Raw genomic sequence first — 21,580 nt, forward strand, 5'->3', positions numbered from 1 at the left:
GAACTCTGGCGGATGTGGTGCGGGCATGGAGGACATCCTTCCTGATGATCAAGAGTGACCTCAGGCCAAGTGTCCGGAGAACAGGGGGAAGCTCAGGTCGCATGAGGCGACACAATATTCGGCACCCACACGCAAGAGGGCGTCGAGCGGAACGCCATCTCAACTGGTGATGCGGCCAGGCTCGTTGCTCAGAGTTCGATCATTTCATCGCCTCGGCAATTGCCCTGTCGAGCCCTGACAACATCGAAGAGCGGCTGTACGAAGCCGAGATGCGCCCTCGGCCTGATTGCCCCATACGGTGTGAGTCCGGCGAAGCCCACATTCGCCGGAGCGCATGTGCAAGTGCCTCGGGTGCGTCACCCAAGAACAGCAGGCCGTCCGTTCCGTCACGTACGAGCTCTCGATGAGAGGAGTCGGAAGAGGCGATCACCGGTAAGCCCCTCGCCATCGCCTCCAGTGTGGAGAAGGCGAGCCCTTCGCAACAGGAGGCGGTCACGAACACATCCGCGGCCAGCAGGTAGTTGTGCGGATCGAGCACGTGCCCGGTGAACCGCACCTGATCGCGTAGATCGAGGGACGCGGCGCGTGTTCTGAGGTCGTCTCCTTGCTCGCCATCACCGACCACGAACAGCGTTGCGCGAGAGCGAATGTTGTCAGGCAGCATCGCGACCGCCTCGAGGATCAGTCCCACGCGCTTGACATCGGTGAGCCGGGCGATGGTCAGAAGTATCCACGACTCCGGATCGATGGCCAGGCGCGCACGGGCGACCTCTCGGGAGTGATCGGACACCTCGTTCTGCGGCATCAGCTCCGTTCCGTTCGGCACCACGGTGATGCTCGCGGTGGGAACGCCGAAACTGGCGGCGATCGAACGCCGATTGTCGGCTGATACGGTCACCCACACCTGCCCGCCCTCCCATGCTCGTAGATAGCGCGCGCGCAGGCTGGGCGCTAGCTGGAGCCTGCGGCAGAACAACTGGAACACGGCAACGCTGGGCAGCTGGTCGTCGGCGATCACCGACTCTATGCCAGTACCGGCCAGAGGCCAGGGAAGGATGGCGATGACCAGATCCGGTGCGCAGGAGTCCACCACTGTTCGCGCTGCGCGCTCCTGGTGGACCGCGTCTGGGAAACCGTCCGCCCCTCGCTCGCCAGGGGGATAGCACAGGACGCGGATTTGCCGGGATCTGATCGAGGAGACCCATTCCCGAAGGCTTGGAAGCCGGGGCACAGCCAGGCAGATTTCGGGGTTTCGCATGCGCAGATGCCTGGTCACGAGTTCGGCGTAGTGCTCGCATCCGCCCAGACCGGAGCTGGGCAGGAACACAAGGACGTCGGTCATGCCGCCCCTCTACCGGAGGATGGCGGGCACCCAACGACGACGGCCTGCCCGCTGGACAGAGGGATGACACGGGCACCAGCCGCCGCGCAGGTCTGGTCTACCGCGGCCTTGGCACCCGATTCGGTAGGGAAACCGTAGTCGTCACAGACGATCACCCCTCCGGCCACCAGACGGGGAAGGAAGAACGTCATGGCGTACTTGGTGGATTCGTAGAGATCCAGATCCACGTGCGCGAAGCCGAATCGCCTGTCCGCGAGGTGGGGAAGTGATGTCTGTACGTCGCCCGTGTGCAGACAGAGGTTGCCTGCGTAATCCCGCGTAAGTTCCAGGAAGACCTTGTCCGAACTGCGGAAGTCACCTTCCTTCCAGCGTCGGTCGTCCTTCGGGCCCGGAGGTGGCAACCCTCTGAACGATTCGAACACGTGTAGCCGCAGCGGGGCCTCGCTCAGGGCGCGGAGCAGGACGTACGTGCTGCCTCCGTAAAAGGCGCCGCATTCCGCGAACTCGCCGCCGAGACCTAGGGCCGCCCTCGCCAGGTTCTCCAGGTTGAAATATCTTTCGAGCGAATCCCGCAGGCCGTACGGCCGGAACCTGTCCAGTCCCTTCATGAAGGCCGCGTCCGCCATCCAGGATCGAGGCGGCCCTCCGATCACATATGAAGGGGCGACGACCTCTCCCAGACGCCGGAGGATCCGGTAGGCCGCCTGCTCTCGGCGGCCCCTTCGGTCCCGGAACGGTCGCATCACGATTCCTGTCGCCTCTGCGCGATGTCCTTGTGGTCGACCCGCAGGTATACCTCGTCCCCGGGGGACGGAGGAATTCGTACCGACCAGTCAGTCTTGGCCTCCGCCGTCTTCCAGGCGGGATTGACGCCCCACCCCAGAGCCGCTCGCTCGCGTATCGCCGCAGGAACGATGGAAAGCCGCCGCTCCAACCACCACTCATCCCAGGGACTGTCGTATCGGACCTGATCCGGTGTACGGAACTCCAGGTACACGACCCGTCGAAGCGTCGAGGTGTTCGCGGAGGAGCCGTGAATCATGCGCACGTTGTGGACAATCGCGTCACCAGCCGAGACCGGGACCCTGAGCGGAGGCTCCTTGGCTGCTGCCACCCACGCCTCCACCTGTGACTCGCTCAGTGGCCCGAGTTGATGCGTGCCCGGATAAACCAGGAGCGGATCACGAGTGGAGTCGTCCAGATACACTCCGATGCTGAACACGCGTGAGGCGCGGCTCTGAAAGAGGTCGTCCTGGTGAAAGGGCACGGGCTCTCCGGAACCGGGGGTCTTCACGACCATGTCCTCCCACGTCAGGACCACCTCGTCCTGGTGCAGATCGGCAGCGACGGCAAGGATCGCGGGGTTGGCGACCATCGCGAGGAAGCGCCGGTCCTTTGCCAGGGGATACTCCAACCGGCACAGCATGCTCCCTGTGTTGACGGCCGCTCCCACCAGCGCGCCGTATCGGTAGTCCTCCCGCCAGTCCTCCGGTATCCGGTCACCGTCCAGGGCGCAGAGTTCATCGGCGGCCTGCCGGATTTCTCTCAGCTCGTCGCTGCCCAAGACTTCGTGGAGAACGAGGAAGCCGTTCTCGTCGAAGGATCGCAGCTCTGTATCCGTCAGCACCATTTGCTGTCTCCCTCTTCTGGGATCGGGTCGGTGCCGTCACCCCGGTTCAACCCAGGCACGGCCATGCCGTAGATCCGTTCCAGTTCGTCGCAGTGCGCGGCGATCGGTTGTGGCGCGATTACTCCGGCCCGCATCCGGTTCCAGGTGTCCCGGTCAGTTGCCTCCGCGAGCCGAACGGCGAGTTCCTCGCTGTCGCCGACGGTGTACGTGAGCCCGTTGACGCCGTCGGCCACCTTCTCTGCCAAGGCGTCGCCGGCCGCGCAGATCACTGGTCGCCCCAGGGCGAAGGCTTCCTGGATGACGAGCGGGGAGTTCTCCCACCAAATTGAAGGCACCACGATCCAGCCCAGGGACGGGATCCGCCTCCGTGTGTCGGCCGGGCGGTCGTCACCGGCGAGGGTCAGCAGTCCGGCGGCCATCGGGCCGCACAGCTCCGGATGGCTGTCGGCCACCGACTGTGCGGTGATGCCGGGCGAGCTGATGTGCAGCCTAAGCCCTCGGTTCGTCATGAGCGCATACGCGGTGAGCAGGCTGTCCAGCCCTTTCTCCGGAATGGCTCGCCCGAAGAAGCCGAATCTCCGTTCCAGCCCGGTGGTGGCTTCTGGAGCATCCGCACTCGTAGCGCAGGTGGCGTATCCATAATCAAGATGGACGACCGGCGGCAACCGGCTGAACGCCGCGGCGAAGCGTTCGCCCAGGAAACCGTTGGGAGTGACGACGAGATCGAGGGAGTCGAACATCTGCTCGTACCCGTGAACCCTGCGCCTGAGTCTGGCGGTGTCGGCTCGGGTGCATGTGAAACAACCGTCCGGCGTCGGCCCCAGACAGCGCCGACTGTGGTTGGCGAGCCCGAGCGCTTCGCTTTTCAGCAGGTAGCCGGTCGGGCAGACAGCCTTGTAGTCATGGAGCGTCATAACGAACGTCGCCTCCGGAAGCAGAGCACGGAGGTGAACGATTAGGTCGATGCTGACCTGGTAGTAGTGATGGAAGTGGACGACACTCGGTCGGACCCGTTCCACGAGCGCGGCAAGTTCGCTGCGGAGCGCGGCTGGCAGCTCCCAGCGGTCGTCGAACACCGAGTACGCCCCGGCCCCGATCGTCGCGAGGGCGAAGGAGAGCTCGTTCCGGCCGCCCGCATAAGGAAGCAGCCAGCGGCCTCCTGCAGCCGCAGCGTGCTCGACCGGCCGGGGGAACAGGAAGACGCAGTCGTGACCGCGCGCTCCCCGTGACAGCTCAGTGAACTCGTCATACGCGGCCTTTTCGCCGCCGCCCACGTTCATGTCCGGATGCCCGTGTGCGACCACGAGGATGCTGGCCATCTCAGTGGTCGTCCTTTGCTGAGTCGAGCAGGGGATAGGAGTCCGGCCTCATCACCGCGTTCCGGAATCCGTGCCCCCGGGAGTGCACGTCGTGCATGTAAGCCGGCCTGAGCAGCCGCCGCTGCCTCTCCGACAGCAGATCGAGCAACTCATCAGGCCAGGTTTCGTTGGACCACGCGACGCACGGAGCGGCGTACTTGTAAAGCAGGGTCCTTCTCTGGTGGCGGGCACGCCATGTTCTCGAACCGTGAGTCAGAGCCTCTGTGAAAATCACGACATCTCCCCGTTCCATGGGCACGTCGATCACGTAACCGGCGGGCCTCTCGTGCTGCATGACGGCCGCGGGTGGCGCGAACGAGGCCTTGTGGCTGCCGGGTATGCAGGTGAAGGTCCCGAGGGTCGCGGGCAGGTCGGTCAACGCCCACGAGACCACGACCAGAGTGTTGAAGATCCTGCCGCGCTGCTGGTCGTATCTGGCGAAGTACTGGTATGGGTACCCGCCATGATGCAAGGGCAGTTGCTTCTCCCCGAAGGCCGAGAACAGGGGATAGCAGTGGTCGAGCCTCAGGCTTCTGTCCACCCAGGCGATGAGGTAGGAGAGCACCTGCGGGTGGTCGATCAGATCACGGAAGATCTTGTCCCACATGAGGAAGGCGCTTCGTGGATGTAACGGCGCCCGCGTGGGATTCTGCATCGAATGGGTGGCCAACGTCCGGGAGTCCAGTACGGCGTTGGCCTCGTCCACCTCCTGAGGAGTCAGAACCTGCTTGAGCAGGAGAAAACCCTGGAGGTCGAATTGGTATGTCTCCTCGGGCGTCGGTTCCACGACAGCACACCCCTCTCACATTAAGTCGTCGATGAGCTGTACCAGCCGTGCGACCCCAGCTTCTGCTCCGAAACGGGATCTCACCCGGGCCATGGCCACCGCGCCGTAACGGGCCCTTCTGCCCGGGTCACGGAGGAGAGCCGTGACCTGCCGGCTCATCTGCGGGATGTCATATCTGTGCACAACCACGCCGGCTGTCGATCCGACGAACTCCACCGCTCCGCCGGAGTCGAACGTCACGATCGGCTTGCCTTCTCTGGCGGCCTCGAGAACCACGAGCGGGAAGGGATCCTCCCGCGCCGTCGACACGAACACATCGAACTGGCGGAGGAAGGGCCGCACATCCGCGACCTCCGGGATCAGCCGGATGCTCCCGGAGATGCCCGCGTCGCGGATCAGGGCGCTGAGCTTTTGCCATTCTGGGCCCTCATGAGCTCCCCCCACCCAGACGAAGCGCGGGGTCGCGGGGTCGGCACCGAGATCCGCGAGCACCTGCTGGCACAGTGCGACGAACAGATCCGGGCCCTTGTACGGCCACAGCGTTCCAATGGAGCCGACGATGTGCGGCCGCCTTCCCGTGCCTGCCAGAGCGAGCGATTCCACGCCCGGACCAGGCTCGCCGGATGCCGGAGGCGCGAAGCCGTAGCTGACGGTGACGGCTTGCGGTGAGATGGCGTGCTGGTGGATGAGGTTCGAGCGCACTGCTTCTGACACCGCGATGAACCGCTGTTCTCCGGCGCAGGGCACTCGCACTGTCCGGTTCGCCAGTCCCATCTCGAGTTCGTGTACGTGGGACAGCAACGGGCACTTCAGGGAGACCCCTTTCAGGAGATCATGGGAGAAGGCGCTGTTGGCATAGACAAGAGACGCGCGATCCAGCCACGCCAAAAGTGTCTTCCGCGGGCGCGCGTCAGGTCCGTCGTCGTGATGAGCCGGAAGCACGAGCGTGGGGACCGCCGCCCTGAAGCTGGAGCCGAGGGGGCCGTCTTCGCCCAGGACCAGCCGGCAGTCGAACCGAGTCCGAGCCGCTCGCAGGAGATGGAGCAGGATTAGCGGGGCTCCTGTCCTCGATGCGGTGTGGGACAGGAACACCACAAGCCTCACGAGCGCACCCGCTCTGTGGCATAGCCTGCCCCATGAGTAGGCTGCTGTCTGGCGAACCGGCCCCGCCTGCGGGTGAGGATCCGTTGCTCGAATACCGCCAACGCCTTGGTGTCGGCCATCTGCCGGGCCGCCTCGGCGGCGCGCCGCTCGTGGTGACGGATCAGAGCCGCGTCACGGAGGAGGTCGATCACCGCGGCGGGTACGTGCGCCTGTGACGGGACCACGCGGGCCGCCCGATCGATGCCCGGGATCCCTGACGCGCCGGCCGCAGTCGTCACCAGGCACTTGCCGTGGGCAATGGCGTCAACGGTCTTGATGGACACCCCCGTCCCCACGGCGGCTGGATTCAGGACTACGGCTGCTTCCACGTACTGCTGCCAGAGGTCGCCGATCACACCGGCGAGCACGATGTCCGGGGACTCGCGAAGGTGAGCACAGACACCACCGCACACGGTGAGTCGTGTGTCCAGCCCGGCCGCGCGAAGCTGCGGCAACCCTGCGGAGATGAACGAGCCGATCGCGTCGATGTTCACCGGGTTCGCCGATCCGACGTACAGGAGCCCGCTCCCTGTGGCGGGTGGGCACACAGCCGGCGAGGCTGTGTGCGGAACGACCATCGCGTCGACGCCGGATCGGTCGGACAGCGTCGTAGCCTCCTGCGGTTGGATGCAAACGAGCAGGTCGGCGCGGCGAAGACAGGTGTCTTCGTCCTGCCGGGAAGTAGAGAACCACCAGTAATCGAGGCCTGCGGCGGCGAACCCCTCCCGCCGGTCGGCGAACAGGTTGTCCGCGTCGATGACGCGCAGTGTGTCTGCAGTCAATCCCAGATGGCAGCGGGAGAGCAGGACGAACTGCGTTACCAGAGCGTCGGCGCTGACATCTCGGCAGAGCTCGCGGACGAGACGGGCGTAGGTCTCAGGACACCAGTCGTCGCAGCGGTCGCTGCCCGAACGCCGGGGCGCGTCCTCCGCCTCGGTCGGCCTGTACACGGTCAGAGAACTGCACCGCCGGGCCATCTCATCATAATCCGGCTCTGTCTCGAAAAGCCCTCGCAGGTGCGCGACATGTACGCTCCAATCTCGCGCCATGAAGTACTGGATCAGCGCGGCGTTCCGGGCGCTGTCCCCTTGAAGGGGAGGCCAGAACGGTGCTGAGGTGGCGAACACGATGACGCCGCGGCTCATGGCACGAGCCCTTGGACGCCGAGAAGTGCGGAGACCTTGCCTACCCAGCGTCCGTCGGGGGCGCCAGCCACTGTCCGCCAGCCCAGCGAACGGCCGACCGTCAGGTTGAATTCGCGGTCGTCCACGAACAGCGCCCGCCCCTTCGGGGGGTTGACCAGCTCGAATATCTCACGGTCAGGTTTCACGAATCCCACCGAGTCCGAGATGACCAGCTGGGTGAAGTGTTCCAGGTATCCGGCACCGGACATTGCCGGGATGAGCCATTCGGTGCGGTGGTTCGAGAGCAGGACCAGGTCTACGCATTCTGCCCACTGCCTGAGCACCCGGGGGTGGACGAGTGGTCGCAGTCGCGTGGCCAGCAGGCCACGCCAGTGCCCATCCTCCCTGGTCCCGAGCGCCTGTGCTAGGTGCTCCCAGTAGGCGGTCTCGGACATCTCGCCTCCCCAGAGCTGTCTGGAGACGGATATGTGCTTCTCAATGAGTGACTGGGTGGCATCGATGGCCCCCGCGTCCGCGGCCATGTCGGCGAATACGCCGGGCATGGCGTCGGCGATGAGCACGTCCCCGGCGTCCAGGATCAATCTGTCAAACATGGGCGCGACCGCCCTTCGTCGTGCTTGGCACCAGCCGGACGAACGGCGACTGCGCCGCCCGCGCGGCCTGCCCCAAGGAGGCCGCTGCCTTCGCCATCAGACCGGAAGGCATGTCCGAAAGGCTGCCGAATTCAGCGGCCGCGACAGGCGCGGAATCCCCGGTCCATGTGAAGATGCTTCCCTGTCGTGCCTCAGCTTCGGCCACGTAGACACGGCCGTTCGCATTCTGTCGCAGCGTCGCCGCTGGCGGTCGGCAGTCGGACATGTACTTGCCTTCCGACGCATCGGTACGGCTGTAGAGGTATACATTGCTGACCACCGCGTCGTCGCAGGCGACGTATGTGGTGTGCCAACTGCCCGGCGCCAGATAGTACATCTCGCCCGGCAACCCACGGATCAGATGGATCGGCGCGCCGGGGAGTTGCTGAACGAGTAGAGTCACGCTGCCCTGCTGGACTTCGAAGATCTCCCACTGATCCGCAGGATTCCAGTGCCCGATGGAGCGTACGACCTCTCCAGTCGCCAGGACGCCCCCGGCGTAGCGGACGGTGTCCAGCGGGCAGATGCCGTCCGCGATAGCGGCGCCGTCCGCGCAGGTGATGTCGCCTCGCACGTCGCGATGGGCACAGTAGAGCACGCGATCCATCTCCGCCGCGTCCAGGCCGCTCTCGATCTCCGACTGGGACATGCACACCAGGTCTCGCATCGTCCGGCGTCTGCCGCCGCAGATCGAGGGTAGCGCGAAGCATCCGGCTATCGGGGTGTTCCCCGCGTCAGCCGGTTGCCGGATGTCGGACCGTGGTTGCCGCACGTTCCCGAGGGCCATGCCGCACCTCCGTAGCGAGACGTTTCAAGCGATCGGTGATTCGACACGCCTGACCGACAGGGGCAGGAGATCGGCCAGCACCGTGGCGTCTGGGAAGGCGGATGAGGCCTGGTAGAAGGCCGACACCGCGACGAAACCGATGATCCGCGCACTGATGAAGTAGTCGAGCTCCTGCTCGAGGTTCGGCCATGCGCGCCCCACATCTATGCCCAGGCGCGTAGCACTGTCATGGAACGGCTGAACGGATGCCCAGGGCTCCCCCGACGTCATGTGGTCAGCGGCGGCGGACAGTCGCGGCACGATCTCATGGAATAGGGTGAAGGAGGCCAATTCTATGACGGGATCCCACCACGGGACTCCATCTTCCCAGAGGACGTATCCTCTGGGGTCGATGAAGGTGATCTCCCCGCCACCGGGAGCGGCGACGATGTTCTGCGGAACGAAGTCGCCGTGTGCACACAGCGTTAGAGTCCGTCCCAAGTCGATGGGCGGATCATGCTGCCAGCTGATCGCGGTGTCGATCGCGCAGGAGAGGGACGCGTTCTCACGGATGTGCTGCGACAACTCGGCGCCGCAGATATGACGGAGGATGTCCGCCAATCGGCTCAGCCTCGTAGTGAGGAAATCAAGGTCGCGCAGTGTGGCGGCGGTGCGATGCTCATAGGAGAGCTGGGACAGCCGGAGGAGCGTGTCGAAGGCAAGTTCCAGGGCTGGGGCGTGTCGATCTGCGAGAGCGGCTCGGGTGAGGACGCCGCCTCTGGCATACTCCTGGATCAGCGTGTCCCCGTCAAAGGACACAAATCTAGGAAACGGTGAGGCGGCCCCCAGAATTCGTTCGGTCGCCCGCAACTGCCCTGCCTGGGCCGCGAGTTGCTCGGAGCCGTTTCCGACCAGATCGCGGCCGGCGGACGCCTCGGTGGTCTTGACCGTCACCTCGGTGCCCGAACGCGTCTCCGCGCGGAACATGAGCGTGTTCGTCGTGGTGCTCAGCCATTCCTTGAAACGAACCGTCAGCCCGGCCAGGGCGACCTCGTCTCCGGGGACCATCGACCTTAGACCGCGCATGAGAGGCGCCTCCCTATGTCCGCCTGCTTCAGCCGCCGGCCTTCATAGTCGATGACGAGGACACATGCGTCGCTCGCATGGACGAGGAATTCCCCGCTCTCGAACACGGTGACAATCTCGCCGGGTGTCCCGCCAACAGGGCTGAGCGCCGCACCGGCGGGAACCGCGCGCCACACCACCATCTGCTCGATCTGTTCGGTCATGAGATTTGTCTTGGCGCCCTGATACGGCCGGGTCATCGCTCGGATCACGTCGCAGACCGATTCGGCCGTCTGGTTCCAGTCCAGCATGTTGTCGGCGTCGCCACGCCGGTGCAACCAGGTGTCCATGAATCCGGCCTGGCGGCGGAGCTCGATGCTGTCGTCCAGCATGTCCGGCAGGTGGCGCCGGTAGAGCTCCATCCTGGCCAGGGAATTCTTGAAATGTAGGGTATTGGCGTCGTCCTGGGGAGTGACATCGAAGGGGAGGACTCCCGCGATCAGGCCTCGGTCCGGCTCCTCCACCAGCCGGAACAACTGGCTGAAGAGCCTTCTCATGCCCAGCGCCAAAGACCAATTGATCGGTGCGTGCCCTCGGCCGAAGGGTAGCGGGAGTCCTGCGGTGTGCACGCTGTATGCACCCAATTCGAGGCTGTCAAGGAACCAGGGCGGGACGAGTCGCCCCCAGCCAGCGAGAAGAAGGAGCCTGCGCTTCTTCCTGAGGACGACGTCTCTAGACTTGTCGCTGGTTAATCCGTATGAGTCCACGACGTCCAGTTCGATATCGAGTTCTCTGCACAGCGGTGCGAGATCGGCATATCCGATCACACGCTTACTGGCTGCCTCTTCGCGCGTGATTGTGATGCATGATGAGGGCGGATATCCAAGCCTGGCGAGACCTCGAAGGGCGTCGCCGGTGGTATATCGGCACCCCAGCAATGTGAGGTTTTCGATCTTCTTTGGCAACGGCACCTCCTGAATCACGCCTCTAGCGAGATTCTGATGCCCGGACCGCCTTGTCAATGCCTTACTCTGTCCAACCTCTCTTGGTATGGTCATCGGCAAGGCGGTACTCGCGCCGGGTGGCGGTGCTTGATCGGAAATGACGGCTTCGGAGGGTCCGGTGTCCCATATTGCCGTTAAAACGCTGCGATATATAAGTGAGCTCACCGGCGCCGTGCCATCCGACGTGCTGATAGGCGGTTCCGGCGCCCGGGTCATCCGGTTACGGTCATCGCGTTCTGATGGGGACGACTTCGCGCTGAAGTTCCTGAGCGAGCATGACCGAGTCGTGGACGGGCATGATCTGCCGAGTTTCCGGAGGAAGATCATTCGCCAGCACCGTCTTGCCCGCGACTTGCCCGGAGTGTACGAGCCGATCGCCATGGAGGGACACGGAGACGATCATTCGTGGTTCGTCACCCGCTGGATAGCAGGTTCGGAACTGCTGACCGCCAGGAGGTTCGCGCCTCCGTCGCCTTCGGCAACCATTATGGAGTCGCTGCCGCAAATCTTGAATTCGCTTGCAGTTCTCTACTCCAGGGAATGTGTCCCCGGCCACGCTGAATACGTTCGCGAAGTGTATCTGGGGAGGGTGTCGCGGCGGCTGAGTTACCTGCTCGAGGGCCTTCGGGGAACGATCGGCCGAGACGACGTCCTGAGCTGCTGCGGAAGTGTCATCGGAAGTCCTGCGGAGGTATTGCAACTAATCCCTGCGACGAGGGGGAGCTGGATCCCGCAATGCCTTTATTATCCCGTGCATGGCGATCTCAATTCCAGTAATTTATTACTGGTTGACTCTTGCGATCGGTCCTTCAGGCTAATCGATCCCGGTTCGTCCGAACGCGCCAAGGATTTATTGTACGACCTCGGCAAACTCGTTTTCTCGGTGAGTTTTTTTGATCTGTTGCGTCGCCGGCCCGTCGTCTTCCGGACGGCTGTGAATAAGGGCTCAGGCCGTCTCTCCATCTCGATGTCGATCGAGGAAGGCTGGCGGCGGGTCGCCGCGCACGACACCTGCGAGCTTCATCGCGCGCTCAACTCGGCCGCCGGCTACCAGCGGCTTCTGGACCGGGAAGGCGCCTGGGAGAGGGCTTTGGTCTTTGTCGTCGCCTGTCATGCTCTCGCCGAATCCGCGTGCCGCCTGTCCCATGCGCGGATCTGTGCCGAAGAGGGCAGGGACATGCTGTCTTCGGCTCTGGCGTGCCTCGCCTACGGAGGTCATCTTCTCTTGCGGCACATGGAGACGGCAGATGGGGCCCCCTCCAGTGTTTTCGACGCCGCTGTGGAATTTCTGACCCTGTGTCGAGGTGGCTGAGTGTTCGTACCCTTTCGTGACCAGACCCGTAGAAGCTCTGAGCGCGGAGCGGCATGGCGGATGGCGTTCGACGAGAGCGTGCAGAACCTGGCCTGGGTCCGACCGGCACGATCCATCGCCGTCCTGGAAGAGGAATTGGCGGCATATCTCGGCGTGCGGCACGTGATCGCGACGGCGAGCGGCACGGCGGCGCTGGTGCTTGCCTTCCTCGCGCTGGAACTGGGCCCCGATCAGGAGGTCCTCGTGCCGGCGAACACCTTCGTGGCGACGGCCGCCGTGCCCAGGCTGCTGGGGTCGCGGGTTCGGCTGGTGGATGTGAATCCCACGACATATCTGATCAGTCCTGCGGAGGTGGCCCAGGCATCCGGCCGTGTCACGGACGTCGTCGTTCCGGTGCACCTGTACGGCCGCCCTTGCGATGTCGGAGATCTGCGGCACACGGTTCCAGCGGCCATTGTCCTAGAAGAGGCATGCCAGGCGTTGGGAGCGCGTGGACCCGACGGGATGGCTGGCTCGACGGGCTCGGCCAGCGTGTTCAGTTTCGGTCGCGAGAAGGCCATCGCGTCGATCGGTGAGGGGGGCGCGGTCGCCACTGACAGCGACCTGCTCGCGGACAAGATGCGCAGATACTGCAATCAAGGAGCCGAGTCGGGTGACTACATCTCTTTCGGGCTTAATTTGCGCATGGATCCGATCCAGGCCGCGATCATCCGGTCAGAGGTCGGGGAAGCGGACGCCATCCTCGCGCGCCGGAGGCAGATCGCTCAGGAGTACACCGAATGCCTATCGCCACTGGGCATCGTCTCGAATCCGGCTGTTGATCCTGGTTCCGAGCATGGCTGCTACCTGTACGTTGTCGAGGTCGACGACCGTCCGGCGTTCATGAGTGCTCTGGCCGGGTTCGGAGTCGAACTGAAGGTGCACTACAAGAGACCGGTCCACTTCTGGAGTGCGCACAGAGATCTGGGCGGCCCAGGAGCGTTCCCCGTGGCCGAGCGCTTGGCCGAAAGAGTGGTCTCCCTCCCTCTGCACGAAAGGCTCCGTGACGAACAGGTGCGGCACGTTATCGACAGTGTCCGCCGGTCATTGAGGTGTTGAGCATGGTCGGGAACCGGTACCACTTTCTCTATGGCTCCAATCCGGGCCAGTCGGGCTCGGTCGGATCTGGCAACGGATTCGCTTTCCCTTTGAGAGCCGAGGCTGGGACGCTCAGCTACAACAACATGCTGGACGCCGTGCGGGCCTTGGCCATCGCGCGGCGGCTCTCCCTGCTCACCGGTGGACCGGCGGCGGCGTCGGTGAAGAACGGCCTGCCGGTCGGGGCCGCCCTTGTGGCAGACACGGAACCGGCGTCCGCCGAAACACTGGCGCGGGCGGCTCGCTTCGCCCGGCCCGACGGCGCCGTTAACGACTGCGTCGCAATGACATGTGAGATCGATGCTCCAGAGGCGCAGGCGCTCGGCTCGATGGGCCTTGATGTGGTGGTGGTGCCCCGCATCTCCGGCGGCATCAGACCGGATACGAGGTGCCGGACGCGGACACGATTCGCCACAGTGAACATGGTGGCGTTCGACCGGTTACAACATGTCGCGCGACCAGTGCACCAGCACTATGGCCTCTTCTTTGAGGAGGATCGAGAGGCGCTGGTGAACGACCGGACACTGGGACTCCTGGGAGGGCTGACAGAAGCGGGGCCGGGGCCGGTCGTCTTGGCGGTGGCGGCCGTGGAGAACACGCTTCATCGCGCGCTCGCTGCGAGCGCGGGTGACAGGGTCGTCGCCTGCGTCGGTGCTGCGCAGACCGAGAGCGGTGCCGTTTCCGAGCTGTGTGATCGCCTGGATCAGCTGGACCGGGAAATGTGGGGAGAAGCGATCGTCGTGGCGTCGGGAGTGAACCTGAGCCAGGACGGCATCGCGAGCCTCGGGGCCGCGGGTGTCGCATGTGTACTCCAGCCCGACGGCAGTTCCGCTGGCGCGCACCCGCCAGTGTATGCAACGCAGCAAAGGTTGATTCGCCGGTGGTAGTGCAGGGCCTTGGGAAGTGCCGGATCAGAGTACGGAGCAGGGCCATGCGGCTCGGCTCCGTACACGGAGAGGAGTCTTAGTATGAGAGGGAACCGCCGACACGTCGCGGAAACGAGTCCGGCATGACCGCGCGCCGCGCCGTGGTCACCGGAGGAGCCGGGTTCTTGGGATCACATATATGCGAACGGCTCCTTCACGAGTCGTACGAGGTCGTCTGCATCGACAACTTTTGCACCGGCTCACCAGGAAACGTTGCCCACCTTCTCAAAGACGACGTTCCATTCCAACTCGTGGACGGTGACGTCACCAGACCGCAGCGCATCGACGGCCGTGTGGACGCGGTTCTGCACTTCGCCTCACCGGCCTCGCCGACGGACTACCTGCGGATGCCCATCCAGACGCTCAAGGTCGGTTCCCTGGCGACGTTGCACGCACTCGACCTCGCCGAGGAGAAGGGAGCACGCTTCGTGCTGGCGTCCACCTCCGAGGTGTACGGGGACCCCCAGGTGCACCCGCAGCCGGAGTCCTACTGGGGTCACGTCAATCCCATCGGACCACGGGGCGTTTACGACGAGGCCAAGCGTTTTGCGGAGGCGATGACCGTCGCCTATGGGAACAGCCACGGGGTCAACGTCGGCATTGCGAGAATCTTCAACACCCATGGTCCGCGTATGCGGCTCCACGACGGGCGGGCCATTCCGACGTTCGTCCGCCAAGCACTGCTCGAAGAGCCGATCACGGTGTCCGGTGATGGCAGCCAGACTCGTTCGATCCAGTATGTGGACGATCTCGTGGAGGGAGTCTGGCGTCTTCTCAGGTCGAGGCACACCGGGCCCATCAACCTCGGCAATCCACACGAGATCTCCATCCGCGGTCTGGCAGAACTGGTTCGGAAACTCATCGGGTCGCGAAGCCCGCTCGTCTACGTCTCCCGGCCGCAGGACGACCCATGCGTCAGGCGGCCGGACATCACGCTGTGCCGCACGCTGCTCGGTTGGGAACCGCGAGTCACGCTCGACGACGGTCTCAACTCCACCATCGAGTACTTCCGGGATGTCGCCGCGGCACTCCCCTGAACTCGGGCGTCTCGGGCTTGGTCTCGCGCATGAAAGGGAGGGGTCACAGAAATCTCTGAAGGTGCAGCCCGTACTCGGCATCCAGATCATGGGACTCTCCCCGGAGGACGCGCCGAAGGTGATCAGCCATCGCCTGCAGGGCGGAGTCGAAGTCCTCGAAGTAGAGGCCGGCGGACCGCGTCCTGCCCGAGCTGTCGCAAGTGACGACGGCCCCGTGCGAATTGGGCAGCGAGGGCGAAGCCGTGGATACCAGTTCGCCGCGACTGACTGCGGTGGAGACATGGTGCAAGGAGACCCGGATCGAGTGCTGATCCTTCTGCTCGTGATCGACGGCCACGACCGGCCCCAGGAGCTGCTCGGCTATGTGGATTACGTGCGCCCCTGCTTCCAGCCATGGAGAGAGTGAGCTTCTCCAGCCGGAGGGGGGCGGGAACCGTAGCCGCACGGAGACGGAGACGGGGGAGATCTCCCGGTGAGCCTGCGACAGCTCCCGCAACTGAGGCAGAAACCTGAACATCAGCATCATCATCGTGGAGCAGTCGGCGCGCTTGACGGCCGAGCAGAGGCTTGATGCCTCAGCCTGGCTCGCCGCCAGCGGCTTCTCCAGGATCAGCGCCTTTCCAAGCCGGGCCGCGCGCAGCGCCAAACCCGGTTGCGCTGAGGGAGGCACTACGTAGGCGACCAGATCGCAGGCTGCCAGCAACTCCTCATAGCTGGAGAAGGCCCTGATGCCGTACGTTTTCGCAAGGGAGTGGGCGGCCCGTAGGTTGCGGCTCCAGACACCGATGAGGGAGACGCCGCTGGTACGTATGAGCATGGGAATGTGAGCGGCACGTGCCCAGACGCCCGTACCCACCACTCCGGCAGTCCATGTGGCCACAGACGTGTTATATCAGCGGGCGGAACATGTCAGTAGGCATAGAACGGTGGCTCTGCGGTCTTCTCCGGCCACGCTGGATCGAGCACGCGAGACGGACCATGCGGCAGTCGTCGAGCCAATGGGCATAACTGTGACCAGGCCTAACCTCTTGCACGACAACCGATCGGGAAGCCTCGGCGGGGTAGAGTGAAATGATGATCACAGATGGTGATTCCGCTGCCGGTCGCCTGCACTGTCTGGTGAATCGGCTGCGGTCGCTCGTCTCCGCCGAGGGCGGTCAGCTCATGGCCGTTCTGGAGGAGGCCTCTGTACCCCCTTCGGCAACACTTATCGCGAAGCTGCGTTCCCGCTGGGACGAGGAACTGGTCGCTGCCGCGCTTCAGCAGGCTGCCCTTCGGAGGAGAGCGGCGGAGAAGTACAGCAAGGCAGACAAGATGTTTTTTACTCAGGAGGGACTAGAACAGGCGTCGTCTGAAGTGGTGGCTCGCCACAGGGCAGAGCAGTTCGCGGCTCGATCGCGTGGCGTGATCCTTGATCTGTGCTGTGGAATCGGCGGAGACCTGGCCTTCCTGGCGGAGCACGGTGAGGTAGCCGGGGTCGACTATGACGTGAGCAGGATCGCGTGCGCCCGCCTGAACGCTGAGGTTTACGGGGTACAGGACAGAGTCCGTCTTGCCGTGGCCGACGTACAGAAGATCCGGATAGACGACGGCCACAGCGTCTTCATCGACCCCTCACGCCGCGAAGCCGGTCACCGACGTGGGCCTGATTGGTACCAACCTAGCCTCGGATGGTGCTACCAACTGGCCGAGCGAGCGGCATTGGTGGCAGTGAAGGCCGCACCTGGAATCGAACGCGATCTAGTCCCTGAGGGCTGGGGAATCGAGTTCGTCGCCGTGGGGAGAGCGCTGAAGGAGGCTGTGCTCTGGTCACCGTCCAGCGGGGCCGCGGGCAGGAAGGCGAGCGTGCTTCCGGGCGATGCCCACCTGCTGGCGGTCCCCGGCGATCTGGTCGACGTCCGGCCACCCGGCGCATATCTCTTGGACCCGTCGCCAGCGGTGACCCGAGCCGAACTCGTGGAGGATCTGGCGCGTACGCTGGATGTCTGGAAGATCGACTCGCGCATCGCGTTCCTGAGCGGTGATTCTCCGACCCCCACTCCATTCGGGAGATGGCTCAGGATCACGGACTCGCTGCCGTGGAATGTCAAGAACCTTCGGAAGGCGTTGCGTGCGAGGGGAATCGGGCGGGTCGACATACGCAGGCGAGGATTGGCGGGAGACGTAGAGCAGATAGGTGGGAGCCTGGGGCTCCGAGGCGGAGAGAAGGCCACGCTCGTGATGACGCGGGTGGAGGACCGACCATGGGCTTTCATCTGCGCGGATGTTTGATCAGGCAGCCCCGGCCTCGGCGGGGCGGCCGGGAGGGCGCGAATGGTCCCACCTCAAAGCTCGGCGTTCACCGAGGCGATGCGCCGCTACGGGGTGCCGTTCGAGGTGCTCAGCGACAACCGGAACCTGTCAATCTGATCGAGGCGATTGAGCTGGGCTAATCCTGTGTCGTCTTCTCTGTGGCGTCCTTCGGTTCGTTGGTCTTGGGCTTGTTGATCCAGGCGGGGGCGGGCAGGTCGGGCGGGGTGGGCAGGCCAGCGCTGGCGAACCGTTCGGGGTGGGCGGCGCGGGCGGCGGCGGCCAGGACGGCGGCGCGCCGGTCGAGGATGGCGGCGGCGCGGCCGTAGTGCACGTCGGCCGGGTGATGGTAGCCGATCGCGGAGTGGAAGTGATCCCGGGTGTACCAGGCGTAGAACTGTTGGCAGAAGGCGCGGGCGTGCTCGATCGAGCCGAACCGGCCAGGAAAGGCGGGACAGTACTTCAGCGTCTTGAAGCTCGCTTCGACGTGCGGATTGTCGTTGGAGGTCCGGGGCCGGGAGTGGGACTTGGCCACGCCCAGGTCGATGAGGAGTTCGGCCAGCGTTTTGGAGGTCATCGAACTGCCGCGGTCGGCGTGCAGGGTGAGGGTGCCTTCGTCGATGTCGTGCTTGCGCGCGGTCGCTTCGATGAGGTGCCGGGCCAGGTCGGCGGACTCGCGGGAGGCGACCATCCAGCCGACGACGTAGCGGCTGAACAGGTCGATGATCGTGTAGAGGCAGTACCAGACGCCCTTGTCCGGGCCACGGAGTTTGGTGATGTCCCACGCCCAGACCCGGTTGAGGGCGTCGGCGATCAGTTCGGGCACGGCCCGGGGTGGATGGGTGGCCTGCCGGCGTGTACTGCTTCATAACTCATCGCGTGGTGCTTGATCTGCGGCTTTGACCTCCGGAGGCCCCAAGGGCAAGATCGCGGTCCGTGTCGGTTCGTCTGGTGTATCTGACCTTGATTCGGGTGTTCGGCTGGTTGGTGTTGCTGGGGGTGGTCAGGCGTCCAAGGATGTCGAGATCATGGTGCTCCGGCATGAGGTTGCCGTGTTGAAGCGTCAGGTCGTTCGGCCGAGGCCGGACTGGGCCGACCGGGCGCTCTTGGCGGCGTTGGCCCGCTTCCTGCCGTCGGTGCTGCGAACACATCGGCTCGTAACCCCCGGCATCCTCCTGGCCTGGCATCGTCGTTTGATCAAACGCTCGTGGACTTACCCACACCGCGCCGGCCGTCCCGGAACAAGCAAAGAGGTTCGGGATCTGGTTCTCCGCCTGGCGCGCGAGAACCCGAGGTGGGGGTACCGGCGGGTATATGGTGAGCTGGTTCGGCTCGGCGTGCAGGTGGGTGAAGCGACCGTGTATCGGATCCTACGTTCACGCAGGCACCGGCCGGTGCCACGAAGCTTCGACACTTCTTGGCGGACGTTTCTGCGGCTGCAGGCGAAAGGATTGCTCGCCTGCGACTTCTTCCACGTCGACACGGTCTTCTTGAAGCGCCTGTACGTGTTGTTCGTGATGGAGGTGGAAACGCGACGCGTGCACATCCTGGGCGTTACCGCTCACCCAACAGGCGCCTGGACGGCTCAGCAGGCGAGAAATCTGTTCATGGATCTCGGGCACCGAGCCAGGTCATTCATTTCGGTTCCTCATCCGTGACCGGGACGCCAAGTTCACCGCCGCCTTCGACGAGATCTTCACCAGCCTGGGCGTCACGGTGATTACGACTCCACCACGGACGCCTCGAGCCAACTGCTACGCCGAACGCTGGGTCCGAACCGTCCGTGCCGAGTGCATCGACTGGATGCTGATATACGACAAATGTCATTTGCGATCGGTTCTGGACGAGTACGCCGAGCACTACAACGCGCATCGCCCGCACCAGTCCCGTCAACAACGCCCATCTGATCAAGACGAGGACGTCGTGGTGCCGCTGGAAGGCCGGGTTCAGCGGCGAAAGATGCTCAGCGGGGCCATCAACGAGTACCACCGTGCCGCCTGACCAACCCGAAGAAACACCAGCTCAGACCATGTGCACGAGTTTTGAAGCGGTACAGGTGCCGACCGGGCCAGGGCTGGGCGTGGCGCCCATTCCGGCCGTGCTCGACGAGGTCACCACCGCCACCGAGTGGATCACTCTCTGAGCCCTCAGGCGAGCTCTCCGGTCAGCCCCTAGGAGCGTCCTGAAGATCTTGATGGTCTGGCCAGGCCGGGGTTGGGGATGCAGACTCGGGTCATGATGGGCCGTCGGAGGGTTCCGGCCGGGCCTGGGACTGTAAAACTAACGGCTCTGTCCCGTAATCGGTGGTGGCGTTGAGTGCGCACCTGCCAGGCTGGGCCGTGCTGAAGATCGACGATCTTATGGGTGTGGTGTTTGGGGGGCTGTCTGCCCTGATCATCGAGGATGTCAGGGACGAGTACGACCTCATTCGTGTGATGGCTCGTACTCGTGACAAGCCGGTGCCGTGCCCGGTGTGCGGGGTGCCGACGGGTCGGGTGCACGGCTATTGCAGCCGGACGGTCGCGGATGTTCCGGTCGACGGGCGGCGGGTGGTGGTGTCGCTGCAGGTGCGGCGTTTGGTTTGCCCGGCGTGGGGATGCCCTCGGCAGACGTTCCGTGAGCAGGTGCCCGGGCTGCTCGAGCGTTACCAGCGTCGAACGAGCAGGCTCGCCGGTCAACTGGGCGCGGTGGTTAAGGAACTGGCTGGCCGGGCGGGTGCGCGGCTCTCGGCGGTCCTGGCCGTCGCGGTGTCCAGATCGACGGCGCTGCGCCTGCTCATGCGGCTGCCGCTGCCACCATTGCGGGTTCCCAGAGTGCTGGGCGTCGATGATTTCGCTCTCAAGCGCCGTCACCGTTATGCCACCATCCTCATCGACGCCGAGACCGGCGAGCGGATCGACGTCCTGCCCGGCCGCGGTGCCGACGTGCTGGAGACGTGGCTGCGATCCCACTGCGGGGTGGGGATCGTCTGCCGCGACGGGTCTGGCGCCTACGGTGAGGCGATTCGACGCGCCCTGCCGGATGCGGTGCAGGTCAGTGACAGGTGGCACTTGTGGGCGAACCTGTGCGACAAGACCCTCGCTGAGGTTCGTTCCCACAGCGCCTGCTGGGCCACGGTCAACCCGCCCCGGCCCGCCGGCGTCCGCGAACAGACCACCCGCGAGCGTTGGCGGCAGATCCACGACCTGCTGAACAAGGGCGTCGGCCTCCTGGAATGCGCCCGCCGCCTGAACCTGTCCCTCAACACCGTCAAGCGCTACGCCCGCAACCGCGAACCCGACACCCTGCGCCGCGCTCCCCGCTACCGGCCCACTCTCGTCGATCCCTACCGCGATCACCTGCGCGAACGGCGCGCCGCCGACCCGGCCGTTGCCGTCCTGCAGTTGTTCCGCGAGATCAAAGAGCTCGGCTACACCGGCAGCCTCAACCTGCTCTATCGCTACATCACCCAAGGCAGAGCCGAAGGAGAGCGACCCGTCATCACCCCGCGCCGACTGGCACGCCTCTTGCTCACCCACCCCGACCGGCTACGCGACAGCGACACCCAACTGTTGCAGGAGCTCACGACCGCCTGCCCCGAACTGGCCGAACTCGCCCGCCATGTCCGCAGCTTCGCCGAACTCCTCACCCCGGCCGAAGGCAACGACGCCAAGCTCACCGCCTGGATCACCACCCTCCGCGCCGCTGACCTGCCCCACCTGCACGGCTACGCCAACGGCCTCGAACTCGACCGTGGCGCGGTGAACGCCGCCCTCACTCTTCCGCACCACAACGGCCGAACCGAAGGCGTCAACACCCTCACAAAGAGGATCATGCGCCAGATGCACGGCCGTGCCGGATTCGACCTGCTGCGCCACCGCATCCTGCTGCAATGAAGATCACTCAACGCCACCACCGATTACGGGACAGAGCCTCACATTCGGTGGTGACGGAAAGTCGCGAAGATCGTTGATCTTCCTGTGAAGGATGTCAACGAGCTTGCGCAGATAGTGTTCTCGGGTCTGTCC

General features: G+C 64.6%; 20 protein-coding genes and 1 pseudogene. 8 read left to right on the forward strand and 13 right to left on the reverse strand.

What is annotated here, in order from left to right; translation table 11 throughout:
• Positions 1–199: 199 nt before the first annotated feature.
• From AB0C30_RS59260 to AB0C30_RS59310, 11 genes are all read right to left on the reverse strand, one after another.
• Positions 200–1,342, reverse strand: a complete 1,143-nt coding sequence (locus tag AB0C30_RS59260; RefSeq protein WP_357962405.1) for a glycosyltransferase family 4 protein — start codon at positions 1,340–1,342, stop codon at positions 200–202.
• Positions 1,339–1,950: a class I SAM-dependent methyltransferase gene (locus AB0C30_RS59265; protein WP_357962407.1), complete on the reverse strand. Its 612-nt coding sequence runs from the start codon at positions 1,948–1,950 to the stop codon at positions 1,339–1,341. The genes AB0C30_RS59260 and AB0C30_RS59265 overlap by 4 nt, the downstream gene beginning before the upstream one ends.
• A 134-nt stretch (positions 1,951–2,084) precedes the next feature.
• Positions 2,085–2,972 carry a phytanoyl-CoA dioxygenase family protein gene (locus AB0C30_RS59270; RefSeq protein ID WP_357962410.1) on the reverse strand — a complete coding sequence of 296 codons (888 nt, stop codon included), beginning with the start codon at positions 2,970–2,972 and terminating at the stop codon, positions 2,085–2,087.
• A complete protein-coding gene (locus tag AB0C30_RS59275; RefSeq protein ID WP_357962413.1) occupies positions 2,963–4,291 on the reverse strand; it encodes a glycosyltransferase in 1,329 nt (442 codons plus the stop codon). The genes AB0C30_RS59270 and AB0C30_RS59275 overlap by 10 nt, the downstream gene beginning before the upstream one ends.
• Position 4,292: 1 nt before the next feature.
• Positions 4,293–5,117, reverse strand: coding sequence for a phytanoyl-CoA dioxygenase family protein (locus AB0C30_RS59280; protein ID WP_357962416.1), 825 nt, complete (start codon positions 5,115–5,117; stop codon positions 4,293–4,295).
• 15 nt (positions 5,118–5,132) lie between these two features.
• Complete coding sequence (locus tag AB0C30_RS59285; protein WP_357962419.1) at positions 5,133–6,221, reverse strand: glycosyltransferase family 4 protein; 1,089 nt, start codon at positions 6,219–6,221, stop codon at positions 5,133–5,135.
• On the reverse strand, positions 6,218–7,210 hold the full coding sequence (locus tag AB0C30_RS59290) for a glycosyltransferase family 4 protein (RefSeq protein WP_357962422.1): 993 nt from the start codon (positions 7,208–7,210) through the stop codon (positions 6,218–6,220). The genes AB0C30_RS59285 and AB0C30_RS59290 overlap by 4 nt, the downstream gene beginning before the upstream one ends.
• A gap of 191 nt (positions 7,211–7,401) precedes the next feature.
• Positions 7,402–7,986, reverse strand: a complete 585-nt coding sequence (locus AB0C30_RS59295; RefSeq protein WP_357962425.1) for a hypothetical protein — start codon at positions 7,984–7,986, stop codon at positions 7,402–7,404.
• 4 nt (positions 7,987–7,990) lie between these two features.
• Positions 7,991–8,704 carry a hypothetical protein gene (locus AB0C30_RS59300; RefSeq protein WP_357962428.1) on the reverse strand — a complete coding sequence of 238 codons (714 nt, stop codon included), beginning with the start codon at positions 8,702–8,704 and terminating at the stop codon, positions 7,991–7,993.
• A 144-nt stretch (positions 8,705–8,848) separates the two neighbouring features.
• On the reverse strand, positions 8,849–9,871 hold the full coding sequence (locus AB0C30_RS59305) for a hypothetical protein (RefSeq protein ID WP_357962431.1): 1,023 nt from the start codon (positions 9,869–9,871) through the stop codon (positions 8,849–8,851).
• Positions 9,872–9,876: 5 nt separating this feature from the next.
• Positions 9,877–10,833 carry a formyltransferase family protein gene (locus AB0C30_RS59310; protein WP_357962434.1) on the reverse strand — a complete coding sequence of 319 codons (957 nt, stop codon included), beginning with the start codon at positions 10,831–10,833 and terminating at the stop codon, positions 9,877–9,879.
• A gap of 157 nt (positions 10,834–10,990) precedes the next feature.
• On the opposite strand from AB0C30_RS59310, the gene AB0C30_RS59315 reads away from it, so the two are divergent.
• The 4 genes from AB0C30_RS59315 (at position 10,991) to AB0C30_RS59330 (ending at position 15,284) form a co-directional block, all read left to right on the forward strand.
• Positions 10,991–12,184 (forward strand): hypothetical protein, encoded by a 1,194-nt coding sequence (locus AB0C30_RS59315; protein ID WP_357962437.1) that lies wholly within the window; start codon positions 10,991–10,993, stop codon positions 12,182–12,184.
• A gap of 60 nt (positions 12,185–12,244) precedes the next feature.
• Positions 12,245–13,282, forward strand: a complete 1,038-nt coding sequence (locus AB0C30_RS59320) for a DegT/DnrJ/EryC1/StrS family aminotransferase (RefSeq protein ID WP_357962440.1) — start codon at positions 12,245–12,247, stop codon at positions 13,280–13,282.
• 2 nt (positions 13,283–13,284) lie between these two features.
• Positions 13,285–14,208: a hypothetical protein gene (locus AB0C30_RS59325; protein ID WP_357962443.1), complete on the forward strand. Its 924-nt coding sequence runs from the start codon at positions 13,285–13,287 to the stop codon at positions 14,206–14,208.
• Positions 14,209–14,330: 122 nt separating this feature from the next.
• The gene (locus AB0C30_RS59330; RefSeq protein ID WP_357962445.1) at positions 14,331–15,284 is read left to right on the forward strand and encodes a UDP-glucuronic acid decarboxylase family protein; all 954 of its coding nucleotides are present in this window, start codon (positions 14,331–14,333) and stop codon (positions 15,282–15,284) included.
• 43 nt (positions 15,285–15,327) lie between these two features.
• On the opposite strand, the gene AB0C30_RS59335 is transcribed toward AB0C30_RS59330, so the two are convergent.
• Positions 15,328–16,164 (reverse strand): Gfo/Idh/MocA family oxidoreductase, encoded by an 837-nt coding sequence (locus AB0C30_RS59335; RefSeq protein WP_357962447.1) that lies wholly within the window; start codon positions 16,162–16,164, stop codon positions 15,328–15,330.
• A gap of 191 nt (positions 16,165–16,355) precedes the next feature.
• On the opposite strand from AB0C30_RS59335, the gene AB0C30_RS59340 reads away from it, so the two are divergent.
• Positions 16,356–17,555: a class I SAM-dependent methyltransferase gene (locus tag AB0C30_RS59340; protein ID WP_357962450.1), complete on the forward strand. Its 1,200-nt coding sequence runs from the start codon at positions 16,356–16,358 to the stop codon at positions 17,553–17,555.
• Positions 17,556–17,880: 325 nt separating this feature from the next.
• On the opposite strand, the pseudogene AB0C30_RS59345 reads toward AB0C30_RS59340, so the two are convergent.
• Positions 17,881–18,396, reverse strand: a pseudogene (locus tag AB0C30_RS59345) (DDE-type integrase/transposase/recombinase); the annotation flags it as partial.
• A 76-nt stretch (positions 18,397–18,472) separates the two neighbouring features.
• Between AB0C30_RS59345 and AB0C30_RS59350 the strand changes: the two are divergent.
• The 3 genes from AB0C30_RS59350 to AB0C30_RS59360 all read left to right on the forward strand — a co-directional run bounded on the left by AB0C30_RS59350 (position 18,473) and on the right by AB0C30_RS59360 (position 21,448).
• Positions 18,473–19,231 (forward strand): helix-turn-helix domain-containing protein, encoded by a 759-nt coding sequence (locus AB0C30_RS59350; RefSeq protein ID WP_357962452.1) that lies wholly within the window; start codon positions 18,473–18,475, stop codon positions 19,229–19,231.
• A gap of 58 nt (positions 19,232–19,289) precedes the next feature.
• Positions 19,290–19,574, forward strand: a complete 285-nt coding sequence (locus AB0C30_RS59355) for an integrase core domain-containing protein (protein ID WP_357962455.1) — start codon at positions 19,290–19,292, stop codon at positions 19,572–19,574.
• A gap of 368 nt (positions 19,575–19,942) precedes the next feature.
• On the forward strand, positions 19,943–21,448 hold the full coding sequence (locus AB0C30_RS59360; protein WP_357962458.1) for an ISL3 family transposase: 1,506 nt from the start codon (positions 19,943–19,945) through the stop codon (positions 21,446–21,448).
• Positions 21,449–21,580 lie beyond the last annotated feature (132 nt).

The organism is Nonomuraea sp. NPDC048901 (genome assembly GCF_040649695.1).
Classification (GTDB): Bacteria; Actinomycetota; Actinomycetes; order Streptosporangiales; family Streptosporangiaceae; genus Nonomuraea.

What these genes read in the sequence shown, in the direction of transcription:
- AB0C30_RS59260 (WP_357962405.1), bottom strand. Translation starts at nt 1,342, where the DNA reads ATGACCGACGTCCTTGTGTTCCTGCCCAGCTCCGGTCTGGGCGGATGC.
- AB0C30_RS59265 (WP_357962407.1), bottom strand. Translation starts at nt 1,950, where the DNA reads ATGAAGGGACTGGACAGGTTCCGGCCGTACGGCCTGCGGGATTCGCTC.
- AB0C30_RS59270 (WP_357962410.1), bottom strand. Translation starts at nt 2,972, where the DNA reads ATGGTGCTGACGGATACAGAGCTGCGATCCTTCGACGAGAACGGCTTC.
- AB0C30_RS59275 (WP_357962413.1), bottom strand. Translation starts at nt 4,291, where the DNA reads ATGGCCAGCATCCTCGTGGTCGCACACGGGCATCCGGACATGAACGTG.
- AB0C30_RS59300 (WP_357962428.1), bottom strand. Translation starts at nt 8,704, where the DNA reads ATGCGAGACCTGGTGTGCATGTCCCAGTCGGAGATCGAGAGCGGCCTG.
- AB0C30_RS59305 (WP_357962431.1), bottom strand. Translation starts at nt 9,871, where the DNA reads ATGGTCCCCGGAGACGAGGTCGCCCTGGCCGGGCTGACGGTTCGTTTC.
- AB0C30_RS59320 (WP_357962440.1), top strand. Translation starts at nt 12,245, where the DNA reads ATGGCGTTCGACGAGAGCGTGCAGAACCTGGCCTGGGTCCGACCGGCA.
- AB0C30_RS59325 (WP_357962443.1), top strand. Translation starts at nt 13,285, where the DNA reads ATGGTCGGGAACCGGTACCACTTTCTCTATGGCTCCAATCCGGGCCAG.
- AB0C30_RS59330 (WP_357962445.1), top strand. Translation starts at nt 14,331, where the DNA reads ATGACCGCGCGCCGCGCCGTGGTCACCGGAGGAGCCGGGTTCTTGGGA.
- AB0C30_RS59340 (WP_357962450.1), top strand. Translation starts at nt 16,356, where the DNA reads ATGATGATCACAGATGGTGATTCCGCTGCCGGTCGCCTGCACTGTCTG.